The 15,853-nt window shown below is 35.6% G+C and carries 16 protein-coding genes and 1 pseudogene; 1 reads left to right on the top strand and 16 read right to left on the bottom strand.

The window, feature by feature from the left end:
* Window positions 1–24 precede the first annotated feature (24 nt).
* The 11 genes and pseudogenes from ACTXGU_RS18145 to rpsU all read right to left on the bottom strand — a co-directional run bounded on the left by ACTXGU_RS18145 (window position 25) and on the right by rpsU (window position 9,170).
* Window positions 25–414, bottom strand: coding sequence for a diacylglycerol kinase family protein (locus ACTXGU_RS18145; protein WP_443482943.1), 390 nt, complete (start codon window positions 412–414; stop codon window positions 25–27).
* On the bottom strand, window positions 392–862 hold the full coding sequence (ybeY, locus tag ACTXGU_RS18140; protein WP_443482942.1) for an rRNA maturation RNase YbeY: 471 nt from the start codon (window positions 860–862) through the stop codon (window positions 392–394). The genes ACTXGU_RS18145 and ybeY overlap by 23 nt, the downstream gene beginning before the upstream one ends.
* Window positions 863–875: 13 nt before the next feature.
* Window positions 876–3,044: an HD family phosphohydrolase gene (locus ACTXGU_RS18135; protein ID WP_443482941.1), complete on the bottom strand. Its 2,169-nt coding sequence runs from the start codon at window positions 3,042–3,044 to the stop codon at window positions 876–878.
* Between the two features lie 208 nt (window positions 3,045–3,252).
* The gene (locus tag ACTXGU_RS18130) at window positions 3,253–4,218 is read right to left on the bottom strand and encodes a PhoH family protein (protein WP_443482940.1); all 966 of its coding nucleotides are present in this window, start codon (window positions 4,216–4,218) and stop codon (window positions 3,253–3,255) included.
* Window positions 4,215–5,408 carry a sporulation protein YqfD gene (gene yqfD, locus ACTXGU_RS18125; RefSeq protein ID WP_443482939.1) on the bottom strand — a complete coding sequence of 398 codons (1,194 nt, stop codon included), beginning with the start codon at window positions 5,406–5,408 and terminating at the stop codon, window positions 4,215–4,217. Before yqfD ends, ACTXGU_RS18130 begins: the two co-directional genes overlap by 4 nt.
* 14 nt (window positions 5,409–5,422) lie before the next feature.
* On the bottom strand, window positions 5,423–5,707 hold the full coding sequence (yqfC, locus tag ACTXGU_RS18120) for a sporulation protein YqfC (protein ID WP_443482938.1): 285 nt from the start codon (window positions 5,705–5,707) through the stop codon (window positions 5,423–5,425).
* A gap of 317 nt (window positions 5,708–6,024) precedes the next feature.
* A complete protein-coding gene (locus ACTXGU_RS18115; protein ID WP_443482937.1) occupies window positions 6,025–6,432 on the bottom strand; it encodes a hypothetical protein in 408 nt (135 codons plus the stop codon).
* Between the two features lie 30 nt (window positions 6,433–6,462).
* The gene (floA, locus tag ACTXGU_RS18110; RefSeq protein WP_443482936.1) at window positions 6,463–7,452 is read right to left on the bottom strand and encodes a flotillin-like protein FloA; all 990 of its coding nucleotides are present in this window, start codon (window positions 7,450–7,452) and stop codon (window positions 6,463–6,465) included.
* A 3-nt stretch (window positions 7,453–7,455) separates the two neighbouring features.
* A pseudogene (locus ACTXGU_RS18105) lies at window positions 7,456–8,130 on the bottom strand (NfeD family protein); the annotation flags it as partial.
* Between the two features lie 406 nt (window positions 8,131–8,536).
* On the bottom strand, window positions 8,537–8,980 hold the full coding sequence (locus tag ACTXGU_RS18100; protein ID WP_443482935.1) for a GatB/YqeY domain-containing protein: 444 nt from the start codon (window positions 8,978–8,980) through the stop codon (window positions 8,537–8,539).
* Window positions 8,981–8,996: 16 nt separating this feature from the next.
* Window positions 8,997–9,170 (bottom strand): 30S ribosomal protein S21, encoded by a 174-nt coding sequence (rpsU, locus tag ACTXGU_RS18095; protein ID WP_003152957.1) that lies wholly within the window; start codon window positions 9,168–9,170, stop codon window positions 8,997–8,999.
* 257 nt (window positions 9,171–9,427) lie between these two features.
* Here rpsU and ACTXGU_RS18090 point away from each other — a divergent pair, with 257 nt between their 5' ends.
* Window positions 9,428–10,345 carry a Na/Pi symporter gene (locus ACTXGU_RS18090; RefSeq protein ID WP_443482934.1) on the top strand — a complete coding sequence of 306 codons (918 nt, stop codon included), beginning with the start codon at window positions 9,428–9,430 and terminating at the stop codon, window positions 10,343–10,345.
* A gap of 127 nt (window positions 10,346–10,472) precedes the next feature.
* On the opposite strand, the gene deoC is transcribed toward ACTXGU_RS18090, so the two are convergent.
* From deoC to dnaJ, 5 genes are all read right to left on the bottom strand, one after another.
* Window positions 10,473–11,144 carry a deoxyribose-phosphate aldolase gene (gene deoC, locus ACTXGU_RS18085; protein WP_443482933.1) on the bottom strand — a complete coding sequence of 224 codons (672 nt, stop codon included), beginning with the start codon at window positions 11,142–11,144 and terminating at the stop codon, window positions 10,473–10,475.
* 29 nt (window positions 11,145–11,173) lie between these two features.
* Window positions 11,174–12,517, bottom strand: coding sequence for a tRNA (N(6)-L-threonylcarbamoyladenosine(37)-C(2))-methylthiotransferase MtaB (gene mtaB, locus ACTXGU_RS18080; protein WP_443482932.1), 1,344 nt, complete (start codon window positions 12,515–12,517; stop codon window positions 11,174–11,176).
* Between the two features lie 6 nt (window positions 12,518–12,523).
* Window positions 12,524–13,267 (bottom strand): 16S rRNA (uracil(1498)-N(3))-methyltransferase, encoded by a 744-nt coding sequence (locus tag ACTXGU_RS18075; protein WP_443482931.1) that lies wholly within the window; start codon window positions 13,265–13,267, stop codon window positions 12,524–12,526.
* Window positions 13,268–13,557: 290 nt separating this feature from the next.
* Window positions 13,558–14,499, bottom strand: coding sequence for a 50S ribosomal protein L11 methyltransferase (gene prmA, locus ACTXGU_RS18070; RefSeq protein WP_443482930.1), 942 nt, complete (start codon window positions 14,497–14,499; stop codon window positions 13,558–13,560).
* Window positions 14,500–14,518: 19 nt separating this feature from the next.
* On the bottom strand, window positions 14,519–15,646 hold the full coding sequence (gene dnaJ / locus ACTXGU_RS18065) for a molecular chaperone DnaJ (protein ID WP_443482929.1): 1,128 nt from the start codon (window positions 15,644–15,646) through the stop codon (window positions 14,519–14,521).
* Window positions 15,647–15,853: the final 207 nt, after the last annotated feature.

Below are 15,853 nucleotides of genomic sequence, written 5' to 3'. Positions count from 1 at the left end.
GTTTTCTGTGAAAATTTATGTAATTTATCCACCTGCAAATATTTTTGGGATAAAAATAATCAAGCCAATCACAATTGATAGTAATGCAGCAATAAACACAGCGCCAGCTGCAATATCTTTTGCTTCCTTAGCGAGGGGATGATATTCTTTTGTTACTAAATCAACAACGCGTTCAAGAGCAGTATTCATAATCTCCATCGCTATAACCAATCCCATCACGATAAAAAGAACAATCCATTCCGTAACAGATACATTGTAATAACTGCCAAGCACTATAACAATAATCGAGATAATGAGGTGAATTTTTACGTTTCTTTCTGATATTATTGCAGTTTTTATTCCTGACAAAGCTAAGCGAAAGGAGGATAATTGACTGTTTTTTATGATTCGTTTATCTTTTGAGCCCAAACTCATCTAAAATTTCCTTTTGAAGTGAGAACATTACGTCTTCCTCCTCTTTTGTAAGATGGTCATATCCTAATAAATGAAGAAATCCATGTACAGCTAAAAAACCAAGTTCTCTCATATAGGAATGGCCATATTCTAATGCTTGCTCTTGAGCTTTGTCAATTGAAATGATGATATCCCCTAATACTCTTGGCATATTAACACCTACTAATTGTATTTCACCTTCTCCAAGCTCTTCCATTGCAAAAGAGATAACATCAGTCGGCTGATCTTTTTCTCGGTATTCTTTATTTATTTCCTGAATTCTATCATTATCCACAAACGTGACAGACATTTCTACATCGCCTTCTAATCCTTGTTTTACAGCTGCAAATTGAATTAGCTCTTGAATTGTGCTTATGTCCTTTTCTTCGACTTTATCTGTTTCATCCATAAAATCAATTTCGATTTTCATATTTGTTCGTCCTTTACTTTTTCATATCTGGATACTCAATCCTTGAATGAAAGATTCCTTTTAATGTTTCACAAAGTGTATTTCTGATTATTTCTAGCTCTTTTAATGTTAAATCACAATCATCTAATTGGCCATCCTGCAATCGATCGGAAATAATATTTTTAATTAACCCTTCAATTTGTTCTGTTGTAGGAGAAGTTAAACTTCTAACAGCGGCTTCTACACTATCAGCAATCCCGATAATCGCGACTTCTTTCGTTGTGGCTTTTGGTCCAGGATAACGAAAATCCCCTTCCTTTACATCTAACCCTTTTTCTTTTGCTTTAAAATAAAAATATTTTAAAAGCGATGTACCATGATGCTGTTCCGCAATATCTACAATTTCTTTCGGCATTTTATGCTTCCTTAACAATTGTGCTCCGTCCACAGCATGCGCTATTATGATGTTTTTACTAGCTTGCGGCGGCAATCGATCATGTGGATTCCCCATACTCATTTGATTTTCAATAAAAAAATGCGGCCTTTTTGTTTTGCCAATATCATGGTAATAACAACCAACTCTAGCTAATAAACCATTTGCTCCAATTGCTTCACAAGCAGATTCTGCTAAATTGGCAACCATCACACTATGATGATACGTTCCAGGCGTCTCTGTTAAAATTTTCTTTAATAACGGATGGTTCGGATTAGACAGCTCAATTAATTTCATCGTGGATATAATGCCAAAACCAGCTTCAAAAAATGGCAATAAACCAATCGTCAGCACAGCTGAGGCAATTCCAGAAATAAAAGCTGTCATGATATAAAAACCATACTCCTTCGCACCGTATTGACCATTTTGCAAATAAAGCATAGAAAGGATGTTAATGATATTTATAAAGGAAACAAACAGCCCCGCTTGCAAAATATTAGAGCGCTGATTATGTTTTTTAAGAAACAAGATTGCCCCCATGCCTCCAGCAATAATATACACACCCATGGCAACATTAAACGTCCCGGAAACACCTTCATTAAACATAATCATTCCACAAACGCCAAGTGTTACAGTTACAATAATAGCAAATTTCTCTTCAATAAGTATCTTTATTAACATGACAGCCATGGCCGCTGGAAAAATATACCCAATCTCTGTAAATTGAAACTGTTGAAAGATGCTGATTGTTTTCATTAATAAAATACTGAGCAGAAAAATAAGACTGAATATAATCGTATACGTTTGTTTTGTTTCCTTTTTAACATCGATAACTAATAAATAATAATATAGAAGCGAAAGAATGGCTACAATAATCATTCCAAGCCCTATAAATGGCTGAATTGAGTTTTTACTTGCCAATAAACCTACCAATTCTAATTGGCGGTACACTTCTCTGCTTATTAATTGACCTTCTTCCACGAGAATTTGACCTTGTAATATTTTAACCGGATCAACGTTATCAACCGCTTGTTGTCGCAATTCTTCCGTAGCAGAAGGATCATAAAATTCATTTTGAATAATGGCAAATCTGCCTAAATCAACAGAAGCACTTTTTAAATCTGAACTTAGGCTGTAATTACTCTTTAATTCTTCTTCTATACGCTTCTTGGCATTTTCAACTTCATTTGAAGGAATTTTATTATTCATCACCCTATTAATGGCTGTGACGGTAATATCTTTTGCTATGTCTAAATCTTCTTGAGAGTAGGAAAGAAGCGTTTTCAAGGATGTATCCAATACTTCCTTTAGGACATTATCTGTTAACTTTCCCTTTAAGAGATCGAGTTTTTCATTTATCGAAGGTTCTGAAACCTTCTCCTCTCCGTTATCATTTTGTGCATTTTTTTTCTTTTGTTCTTCGATATTTTTTGCCACTTCGTTATTTACTTCTGTAGCAGAATCAAAAATAGATGAGATTAAATCTACTCTATTTTGCGTAATTTCCTTATTAACAACATATACATCTTGAACTTGATTTTTACTATCTTCTTTTTTCTTTTCCGTACTTACTTTATCTTCGACTGTAATCGGAGATCGGATCGTTTGGTCTGCTACTGTAAATAAACTGACATTTAATTTTTCGGGTTTTACATTACTAAACATCGAAAAAAATAACACAGCACCAATCAATACAAATAAAATTATTTTCATGATGCTAGCATTCATTAAGTTTTTTATGCTTTGAACAAAATTACGAAAGAAATTCATAATAACCTCCTATCTTTCGTAAAAATATACCGCCCGTATTTTGACGTAATATGTAAAATCATAACAGTTTTTTCGGTCGTTTTCATCTTTTTTTCCAATTTTCGTGCATAATTATCTATTCATTCCTTTTTAAACAACACTTTAAAAAGCCGATTCTCCCTATATCCTCTATTAAAGACGGGAGATTCGGCTGTTCTATCTATTTTTTTCAGCTCTCTTGTTCTTTATAAGCCAGTACTATTTTTCCTACTAATGGATGCCGGACTACATCGCTTTCTTCTAGATGCACAAAAGCAATATCTGATACTTTTTGTAATATCCTTTCCGCAACAACAAGACCAGATTTAACCCCTTTTGGCAAATCAATTTGTGTTTGATCACCTGTAATCACCATTTTAGATCCAAAACCAAGCCTTGTTAAAAACATTTTCATTTGCGCTTGTGTGGTGTTTTGCGCTTCATCTAAAATGATAAATGCATCTTCAAGAGTCCTTCCCCTCATATACGCTAAAGGTGCGACTTCAATCGTATTTCGCTCTATTAAACGTGCCGTATGCTCTGTACCTAAAACATCATGGAGGGCATCATAAAGCGGTCTCAAATATGGATCAACCTTTTCTTTTAAATCACCTGGTAAAAACCCTAAACTTTCCCCAGCCTCCACCGCAGGCCTTGTCAAAATAATCTTATTCACTTTTCCATTTTTTAATGCATTAACCGCCATAACAACAGCTAAATATGTTTTACCAGTTCCAGCAGGACCAATTCCGAACACAAGGTCCTTTCGTTTAATCGCACGAATATATTCGCTTTGACCAATTGTTTTTACTCGAATCGATTTGCCTTTAATCGTCTTAGCAATCTCTTCATCATATAATGAATCAAAATATTCTAACGTCCCTTTTTTCGCTAATGAAATGGCGTAAACAACATCCCTTTGACTAATGGATATGCCTTTTCGGATAACATACAATAGCTTTTCCACGATGTCACCAACAAGATCAATACTGTCAGGATTTGTGGATGAAACATGCAATGTCTCTCCTCTTGTTACGATATTACAATCCAATTCCTTTTCTAATACTTCTAGATTGCTGTCTCCATTTCCTAGTAATGCTACGGCTTCATTAGGGCCATTTAATTTAACATTCATTGTTTTTAAATCTTCTGTCATTCCAAGTCTCCTTGAGTTATAGGTTGTTCTTTCGCGATATTTTCTATGGTTGTATAATCTATTGTTATTATTACTTTACCATTCTTTATAGTTTGGCGCAAAATTTTTTCTTCCTTTATTTTCCCGTCTTCCCCTATTTTAGCTAATACATCTTTTCTAGCCATTTCTTTGCCTTTTTCCACCGCTTCTTTTTTTGTATAGGTTCTGATTACTTCTTCCTTTTCTCTATATGTTTTATTCACCATATAGATTGGCAGATCCCATTTTAAAAACTTTATTTTCCTTTCGTTTTCTTCCAATTCATATTTTTTATATTTTATTTTTCCAAATCCCCATATCGGGATATGAATATCTGCTATTTTTACATAATGCTTTTGTTTTTCATTCCCATTAAATACTTGGAACTTGCTTTCTAATGGAATCGTAACATCAGATTTATACCATGTCTCTCCCCATATCTTCCCTTTTGCTGCAACAATGCGCGTATTTTCATCCTTTCCTATCGTACCTGTCACAAGGAGCTGCCCTTTTTTTACGACATCATTCACGTTAAAAACTTTTTCTCCTTCTTCAATGAAATAAGTCACAATAGTAGCTTTTTTTTTCGCAATCAGATTTTGCGGACTTGTTTTCTCTATTTTTTCCGGCTCATTTTTTTCCACTACTTGAAAATGATAAGTTGTCCCTTTTAATTCCACACCTACCCATGTAATATCATTAATGCTATTCGTCAGCTCAGCCTGAATGGCATCTAATTCTTTATTAAAGAATTGAAATTTTCCGATTTTAATATCCATTTTATCAAGCTGCTTTCGGATCTTGTATTCTGTTGCTGGGTTGGCTCCTTTTATTTCAATACCCCATACCATATTGGATAAAGCAAAAACTAGTCCAAAAAAAAGGAAAATCCCTATTACAAAACCACTATTTTTCATTAATCTTTTATAAAGAAAGGGAGCTCCAGACTTGTGCTGGAACTCTATTTTACAGCCGCTGCCTCGAATAATAGGGCGTAATTCCTTTATCTTGCGTAGGTTCATTTGAAATGTGATCGTTTTTGTACCATGTTTTTTTACATTCCAAACAGATATATCGTTCCGCATCAATTGATTTAGCAGCCTCTCCAACCCTTTTCCTGTTACCTTTACTGTTATAATGCCTGTAAAAAATTCTATCCAATGATTTTTCATAGCTTCCTCCCAAGTTAATCATTTATGTACATTACGTGATCTATTTTTCCTTCTAACAATATTTCTTCAGGCATAATTGTTTTAATAACAAATCCTTTTCCTTTTATTAAAAGCTGTCCTTGTTTTAGCAGCAGCCTTAATTCGTTATCAGAAAATGTAATCAATCCACGGTGGTTCTCAATATAAATATGAATTTGACCAATCATCGTAATCCTAGGTAAGTCCATCATGACATCTTGAGGAAGCTCTAAGTTTTTTATTACCCAGTTCCGCAAGCTGTATCCCCATTTTTTAGCCATAAAAAAAGAACCCCCTTTCCTCTCATATGTATGAGAAAAAAGGAGGTTCTAGCACCTATTTCATGCAAAAGTTTATTCTTTGCCTTGAAGAAATGCTCAGGATATCAACCGGGTGAAAACATACTGCTAGAGCGGTGCGTTTTACTGTATTTATTCATTTGGCTCTGTTAAATTCCATTGTTGATTTTCAAAAGGTCAGGGAATCCACTCCCTTTTCCGCGGACATTCTTTCAAGCTTCCTCGCTCGTACCTTACTGCAGGTCTTGTAAACCCGTTTTTCCGCAGGAGTCTCCCAGATTCCCTTCCTATAAACAACATTATCGTTTAACAGAGCCATTTATTTTATGGCCGTTTTTTGCTCTTGGAGGAGAAATCACTTCTGATAGAATAACAGCATCTATTAGCTTATCCTTTGAAAATAAACCGTCTCCAGATTTTTTTGAGTTAAAAGTATCTTTTGTCATCTTTTTGTTATACAATTCGATGCTTTTAAGTTTTTTCTCCAATAGGGCTTTTTCTTTTTTTATTTGTTCTAATTCAGTTTCAACTGTGTCCACTATTTCTTCGGTATTTTCATAAATGTTTTTTTCTGTAAAAACTTCATCTTCCGGCAGTGAAAACGGCTTTTGCTGATTAGTTTTGTTTTTCGGACTAGATTTTTTCTCTTTTTGCAGCATGGAAAAAATAAATCCTACCACTATAGCAATGATTGAGATATATTCCAAAGAGTTTACTCCTCTCTAGATTTTCTTTACTTATTTGTCGTTCTTATCTTTTTCGTTAGTCAACTTGCCGATAGACCCTCTCATTTCCGTATCAGCTGTTATATTTTGCAAGTTCATATAATCCATTACGCCAATATTGCCTGAACGGAGAGCATCTGACATTGCCATAGGCACGGTTGCTTCTGCTTCAACCACTTTTGCCCGCATTTCTTCTACTCTCGCTTTCATCTCTTGTTCTTGGGCAACAGCCATTGCTCTGCGTTCTTCTGCTTTTGCCTGCGCTATCTTTTTATCCGCTTCTGCCTGTTCTGTTTGTAATTCTGCACCGATATTTTTACCGATATCCACGTCTGCAATATCAATCGATAGAATTTCAAATGCTGTACCTGCATCCAGCCCTTTTGATAAAACTGTTTGGGAAATTAAATCAGGATTTTCTAATACTTTTTTATGGTTATCAGACGAACCAATCGTGGATACTACCCCTTCGCCGACACGGGCAACAATTGTTTCTTCTCCTGCTCCCCCAACCAGTCTTTCAATATTGGCACGCACCGTAATTCTCGCTTTTGCTTTCATTTCAATCCCATCCATTGCCACACCAGCAATAAATGGCGTTTCAATTACCTTTGGATTAACACTCATTTGCACTGCTTCTAAAACATCACGACCTGCTAAATCAATGGCAGCACATCTTTCAAATGTTAGTTCAATATTGGCACGATGAGCAGCAATTAATGCATTAACTACCCTGTCTACATTCCCGCCTGCTAAATAATGGCTTTCCAGCTGATTGATGGTTACTTGAAGGCCTGCTTTATGCGCTTTAATAAGCGGGTTTACAACACGACTTGGAATAACCCTTCTTAAACGCATTCCTATAAGTGTAAAGATGCTTATTTTAACACCTGCAGCCAATGCGGAAATCCACAGCATAATAGGAACAAATGTTAACAGTACTCCTAATAAAATAACAGCCAATACAATAATGGCAACCCAAAAAATTTCGAAACCAAACATTTCTTATCCTCCTTTAATATCTGTATCTGCTTCTCGAACGACTATTCTTGCACCTTCAGCTTTTACCACTTTCACTTTCGTATTTTTTTCAATGAAAATACCTTCACTTACGACATCAATCCGCTCCTCTTTTATTACTACTGTTCCAGCAGGACGAAGCGCCGTTAATGTTGTACCGATTTTTCCGACTAAATCCGTCCGATTTTGATTCGAAACATATCCACTTTCTGTATTGGTGGTATCTGTTAAAATCATTTTTTTAAAGAACTTCATTCTTTTACCCAACACCTTTACCATTATAATAGATGCAAGGATGGAAATTCCTATTGCAATGAGTATGCTTATTCCCATTTGAACAATATTTCTACCTGCAAGAAATAAACTCGTAACAATCGCAATTCCACCTAAAATGCCAACAATTCCACCTGGAATAAATAACTCTAAAAACAGTAAAACAATTCCAACTACAAATAATAGGATCGTTTCATATCCGGCAAGGCCAGACACTATATGTCCATAATAAAATAATAAGAACGAGGTGAGAGCTACTAATCCCGGCAGACCAAATCCATGAGTAAATAATTGAATCATTAGTCCTAAACATCCTATCGTTAATAATAGGGTAATAATATAAGGATTAGTTGCAAACCTTGCTATTTTATCCGCAGCCGTTTCCTCCAGCGCAATCTTATAGACAATTTGCCTACCACTTGCAAAAGCAGTACTAGGAATGAAGGATAATAAAAAAACAAAAAGAAATTGTGCAAATAATCGTAAATTTCTTCCCATGTTTACCTCCTTTCTTCGTTCGTTAAATCTTTCTTTATGTATGTTTACGGTGAAAAATGAAAAAAGTTTCATTTTTGTGACAGGACAAAACTTAGGTCTTTTTATCTTTAGTTTGTCCTTGATAAACCCTTTATGAAAATCAAAAGGGACTTCCTAATTATTTTTATTAAAACCAACAGTTTCATAAGATAATTGCAAGCGCCTCGCTCCTGTACACCCCAAGCTACCTAAGTAAAAAATTTTATCTTACGTAAAAAGGCTGCAGTTTCTACTGCAGCCTTAAAACAAAATCAATTTATGAAAGGTGTTGTTGTACAAGTTTATTTACTAGTGAACCATCTGCTTTACCTTTAACCTTTGGCATTAAAGCAGCCATCACTTTTCCCATTTCTTTCTTGGAAGAAGCATTTGTTTCTGCAATGACAGAAACAACAATTTCTGATAGTTCCTCTTCAGAAAGTTGTTTAGGCATATATATTTCAACATGTTGTAACTCCGCACGTACTTTGTCAACAAGATCTTGACGACCTGCTTTTTCAAACTCATGGAGGGAGTCCTTGCGTTGTTTTACTTCGCGAGAAAGGACAGATAACTCGTCGTCTTCAGAAAGTTCACTACCAATCTTAATGCTTTCATTTTGAATGGCAGCTTTTAACATTCTAATAACAATGAGTTTATCTTTTTCTTTGTTTTTCATCGCTTGCTTCATATCGGTATTTAAACGTTCGAGAAGACTCAATTAATACACCCTCTCATTAGAACTTACGTTTTCTTGCTGCTTCTGATTTTTTCTTACGCTTAACACTAGGTTTTTCGTAGAATTCGCGCTTTCTAGCTTCCTGCAAAGTACCAGTTTTTGATACTGAACGTTTGAAGCGACGAAGAGCATCTTCAAGCGATTCGTTTTTACGAACGACGGTTTTAGACATTCTCTTTCCCTCCCTCCGAACACAACACACTAACATTCAACATGGTTTACATGTACTTTGACATTATAATATATCAACGAATCAAGGTCAACTGTATTTAGCCTAGTACTTGTAAATGTTTTTAAGAAAACAGTAAAAAATTTGATTTCTTACTGTCTTTTATTATTTTCTGTCACAAAAGATATTCTATACTTTTATTTCAAAACGGCATGTCCTTCCCTTTCCAGTCATATAGTTTCTTGAGGGAGTGAAAAAAAATGATATATATGGTTCTTTTTATCTTATTAATTCTTTTATTTATCTTCGGAATGACATTATTGCGCACAGGTCTTTTTCATTTATCTTCCCAGTCATTAAAAATTTGGTTAGAACGGCTAACAGATAAACCTTGGAAGGGCATGATTATTTCCATTATCATAACATCTATTCTACAAAGCAGTTCCGCTGTCATGGTACTCACAATCGGGCTTATATCTGCAGGTGCCCTTACTTTTCCCCAATCAATCGGCATTATCCTTGGCACGAATATCGGCACTACATTTACAACTGAATTTATCACAGTTAATATAGATAATTTTCTTTTGCCATTAGCTGTAATAGGAGTCTTCTTTATTTTAGTAAATAAAAAGAAAATGAGAAGTATTGGATGTGTGTTATTTGGAATTGCAATCGTGTTCACGACGATGAGAGGTTTTAAATATTTCGCTAATATTGTCCAGCATCAACCATTTATTGAAAATTTTCTATTCTACCTGTCTGACCGAACTTTATTAGCCGTATTTGTTGGCATCATTTTAACCGCTCTTATTCAATCAAGTACAGCTACCATTGGAATCATCATGGGCTTTTTAACAGCTGGATTGCTTCCAATTGAAACGGGTATTGCCGTTATGCTAGGATCAAATATTGGTACATGTATTACGTCTTATTTAGCTTCCGTTGGAGCAGAAAGAGGAGCACGACTAAGTGCGTATGCACATATTTGGCTTAATATCGGTGGAGTAGTCCTTTTTTATCCTTTTCTATCACTATTAAAGCAGATAGTAGAAGCACTAACCCCAATAAAAGATGTTCAGCTTGCACATGCAAGTTTATTATTTAATGTTGTCACTTCCTTATTGGTTCTTCCTTTTGCACCACATTTCGGGAGATGGATCATGAAAATGCATAAATAAAGGGGCTGTCCCAAAAGGGTAAATCTATTGAAAATTAAAAAAAAAAGAATGTTGATATATCAGTGTTGAAAATAAAAAGGGGCATCCAATAGCCGAAATCGACTATTGAACAGCCCCTTTACCCATATTAATAATCACTGTTGCTTGTTAAGCCATTTACAATCGCAACGCCTGAACTTGCTCCAATTCTTGTAGCGCCTGCTTCGATCATTTTTTCTGTATCTTCACTGCTTCTAACCCCGCCTGATGCTTTTACGCCAATATCAGGACCAACAGTCTTTCTCATTAATTGAATATCTGCAGCAGTTGCTCCACCTGTAGAAAATCCCGTAGATGTTTTCACAAAATCAGTACCTGCTTCAACCGCTAAACGACAAGCAGCTTCCTTCTCTTCATCTGTCAACAAACTTGTTTCAATAATCACTTTTGTCAACGCTTTTCCATCTGCAGCTTGAACAACTGCTTTAATATCTTCTTTAACAAGAGCATAATTATTATCTTTTAATGCGCCGATATTAATTACCATATCTACTTCTGTTGCTCCGTTTTCGATTGCATCTTTTGTTTCAAATGCTTTGACAGCAGATGTAGTTGCCCCTAAAGGAAAACCAATAACGGTACAAACTTTTACATTTGTTCCTGCTAATAACTCACTTGCTGTTTTTACCCAAGTAGGATTGACACAAACAGAAGCAAATTCGTATTGTTTCGCCTCTTCACATAATAGCTTGATTTGGTTTTCGATCGCATCTGCTTTTAATAATGTATGATCAATCATTTTTGCTATATTTTTGCTCATTATTATTTCTCCTTTATATAAAAGGTCATCTAAACGATTGCTTGTTCTTGATCGACAACATCCATTACCCGAACAAATTGTCCTTCGTTTACCGGATATCCAGCTTTAGTTATTTTTACTTTCACAATTTGTCCGACCATTTCTTCATTTGCAGGAAATACTACTTTTAAATAATTGTCCGTATAGCCTACATACAAATTACCATTTTCTTTATAAACTTCCTCTGGAATAACCTCAACTACTTCTCCTTCATATTGAGAAGCATATTCTTTTGCTAATTGATCAGACAATGCAATTAAACGGTGAACACGTTCATTTTTAATCTCTTCGTCTATTTGGTCTTCCATTCTCGCTGCTGGTGTACCTGTACGTTTTGAATACGGGAATACATGTAATTCAGAAAATTTATGTTCTTTTATAAACTGATACGTTTCCATAAATTCTTCTTCCGTTTCACCGGGGAATCCCACAATTACATCAGAAGTGACAGCTAATCCTGGCAGTGCTTTTTTCAAACGAGTAATTCGTTCTGCAAAAAACTCCATTGTATATTTTCTTCTCATTCTCTTTAATACAGTGTCTGAACCGGATTGAATTGGAATATGAAGATGATTAACAACAATATTAGATTGATCCAATACTTCAATTACTTCATCTGTAATTTGACTAGCCTCAATTGAAGAGATGCGAAGACGTTTCAGCCCTTTTACTTGTGCCTCTAAGTCACGAAGAAGACTTGCTAAATTATAATCCTTCATATCTTCGCCGTAGCCGCCTGTATGAATTCCTGTTAAAACAATTTCTTTATATCCAGCATCAACTAGTTTCTGTGCTTGATTAATAACTTCTTTTGGATCTCTTGAACGCATTAATCCTCTCGCCCATGGAATAATACAGAAAGTACAGAAATTATTGCACCCTTCTTGTATTTTTAAAGATGCTCTCGTTCTATCGGTAAAAGCAGGAACATCCAATTCTTCATACACACGATTTTTCATAATATTCCCAACCGCGTTAATTGGTTGTCTTTCTTGTTTATATTGTTCAATATACTCCAACATCTTCACTCGATCTTGTGTACCTACGACAATATCCACACCAGGGATCGCCATAATTTCCGCTGGAGATGTTTGAGCATAACAGCCAGTTACACAAATCACTGCATTTGGATTTTTACGAACGGCACGTCGAATAACCTGACGGCTCTTTTTATCGCCTGTATTCGTAACCGTACAAGTATTAATAACATATACATCTGAAATGTTTTCGTACTCTACTCGTTCATATCCTTGTTGTTTAAATAATTGCCAGATAGCTTCCGTTTCATAATGGTTTACTTTACATCCTAATGTATGAAAAGCAACAGTTGGCATGTTTATTCACCTCAATAGTTCAAAATGATAGGAAACAGCAGATAATAAATATAATGGTGCTGTTTCTGTTCTTAAAATTCTTGGGCCCAATCCACAAGTCTGAAACCCATTTTCCTTAAGTAAGGATACTTCTGTGTCTGTTAATCCACCTTCAGGACCGAATACAACTAATATAGACTGCCCTTTTTCTAATGATGATAAATTTTGTGCCAGAATAGAAGTTTCTCCTGATTTCGCCTCTTCTTCATATGCAATTAATTTTACATCATAATTTTTGCCCAATTCTACAAGTGATGTTAGTTTAATTGGTGCAGAAACTTCTGGAATTCTTTTACGATGGGACTGTTCTGCTGCTTCTTTTGCAATTTTATTCCAACGAACAAGCTTTTTATCTGCTTTTTTGTCATCCCATTTAACAACGGAGCGAGTTGCAATAAAAGGGATAAACTGATATGCACCCAATTCTGTCCCTTTTTGAATAATCCATTCCAGCTTATCCCCTTTTGGCAGTCCGCTCACAATCGTAACAGAAACAGGTAGTTCGATTTCCTCTTCTATCCATTGTACCACTTGCGCAATAATTTGGTTTTCGGTAATTTTTTCTATGCAACAACGTGCCATTTGCTGATCGTTATTCACACAGTAAATTTCATCACCTATTTTCATTCGCATCACTCTTACAATATGATGGTAATCTTCTTTTTCAATGATAAAATTATTGTCAATATTATTCGCAAAATACCGCTGCAATAGAAAAACCTACCTTTATTGGATATTCAAAATCACTAATTTCTTTTAACTTAGTAGTGGAAGTTTTCGTAGAATCATCGAAAACTCCCTCTTTTTTTACATAATCAGAATTTATATCTAAAGTTAGATAGCTGTCTAGCTCCGACGTACAAGTGCCGGCATTGCCACAGGAAGTGGCGTATTTAGCCGGCCAGCGCCTAAGCCCTGTGAAAGATAATCTCTTGGCTCTAAAACTTTTTGAGCCAAGAGAACATTTTTCTTCGGGGCTGAACAAGGCGCTTGCGCTTTTCTTACTGTATTTTTTTCGCCGTTATGCTGACCCAGTCTTCCATTTGTACCGTTTCAACAATTTCTAAACCTGAGGCGATAATGGCGCATTTTACTTCTTCTTTTTTCTGCAAAATAATACCAGACGAAATAAAGTAGCCATCCTTCTTTAATAAACGGTATACATCATCTGTAAAGCGGACAATCACTTCAGCTAAAATATTGGCCACAATAACGTCTGCTTCTATATCAATGCCGTCGAGCAGATTATTTTGCTGTACGTTTGCTACTTCATGTACTTTATTTAACTTCAGATTAAGCTTAGCAGAATTTACTGCTACTTCATCCAAGTCAAGGGCAAGGACGGACTTTGCTCCAAGCATGGCTCCAGCAATGCTTAAAACACCTGAACCTGTTCCTACATCTATGACAACATCTTCTTTTTTTACTATTCTTTCCAACGCTTGAATACATAATACAGTAGTTGGATGAGTTCCTGTTCCAAAAGCCATTCCAGGATCCAATTCAATAATCAGCTCATCACTATTTACTGGTGTATAATTCTCCCATGTTGGAACGATCGTAAATTTTTCAGATATTTTGACAGGATGATAATATTTTTTCCATGCCGTTGCCCATTCTTCTTCGTTTACTTCCATGATAGAAACTTTATTTAAACCTATATCAATATTAAAAAGAATAAGGTTATTTATGGCTTCTTTAATTTCTTCCACCGTTTCACCAAGGAAGCTGTTAATCGGTAAATACGCTTTTACAACTACACCTTCTTCAGGATAATCATCAGGATTTAATTGGTAGATTTCGCCGAAGCGGTCTTCTCTTTCTTTTAATAATTCAAAAGGATCCTCAATGACGACCCCGCTTGCTCCAGCTTCATGCAAAATATTAGAAATAGGTTCAATCGCTTCATTTGTTGTATGAATACTGATTTCAGACCACTTCATGTTCTACCAACTCCAATCATTATTCACCTTTAAAGGCTCTTTTTACTTTTGAGAAAAAACTTTCTTCTTCTTCTCCTTGTGGAGAAGCACCTGTAACTTCTGCAAACTCTTGCAGCACTTGCTTTTGCTTATCTGTTAGTTTTGTTGGCGTAATTAATCGAACAATCACGTGTTGATCTCCTACACCATAACCACGTACATTTGGTATCCCTTTTCCTCTTAATCGGAATTTCGTACCAGTTTGTGTTCCAGCTGGAACTTTTAACTTTACTTTTCCATGCAGGGTAGGAATCTCTACTTCATCGCCAAGTGCGGCTTGAACGAAAGTAATCGGCATTTCACAGTATACATCTTCTCCGTCTCGTTCGAAGAATTCATGTGCTCGAATTTGGAACACAACATATAAATCACCTGCTGGTCCGCCGTTAACACCTGGCTCTCCTTGACCGCTTACTCGAAGCTGTTGACCATCATCGATTCCCGCAGGAATTTTCACAGAAATTTTTCTGCGTTTTTTCACTTTACCTGCTCCACCACAAGTTGAACACTTATGTTTAATTTCTTTTCCTGTTCCATTACAATAATTACATGTTCTTCTATTTACAATTTTTCCAAATGGTGTGTTTTGTTCCACGTTTAATTGTCCAGAACCATTACAATGCTTACATGTAACAGGTTTTGTTCCTGGTTTAGCACCAGATCCATTACAAGTTTCACAAGTTTCTTCGCGTGGGATTTCTATTTCTGTTTCTTTGCCAAATGCAGCTTCTTCAAATGACAATGTCATCGTATACTGCAAGTCTGCTCCTTGTCTTGGAGCATTTGGATCACGTCTTCTGCCGCCGCCTCCGCCAAAGAAACTATTAAAAATATCTTCAAATCCACCGAAGCCGCCAAAATCTGCGCCGCCTCCACCAAATCCTTGATTTGGATCTGTATGGCCAAACTGATCATAATGAGCACGTTTTTGATCATCGCTTAATACTTCATATGCTTCTTTTACTTCTTTAAATTTCTCATCCGCATCTGCTTCTTTGTTAATATCCGGATGATATTTTTTTGAAAGCTTTCTATATGCTTTTTTTATTTCATCCTTAGAGGCTGTTTTAGCTACCCCAAGAACTTCATAGTAATCTCTTTTATTCATGATTGATTACCACTCCCCGATTCTTTTCACATAAATTCTATTGTATCAGTTCACTATTCTAAAATACAACCTTTTTGAACACATATTTTATATAACATTCATGCTAATTTCTGTTTATCGTTAAGGCTCTGTTAAATTCCATCATTGATTTTCAAAAGGTCAGGGAATCCACTCCTTTTCCGCAGACATTCTTTCAAGCCTCCTCGC

Origin of the sequence: Niallia sp. 01092 (assembly GCF_052318935.1) — a bacterium.
GTDB lineage: Bacteria > Bacillota > Bacilli > Bacillales > Cytobacillaceae > Niallia.
Note: the sequence above shows the minus strand (reverse complement) of the source record. Positions and strands in the feature narration are given on the sequence as shown.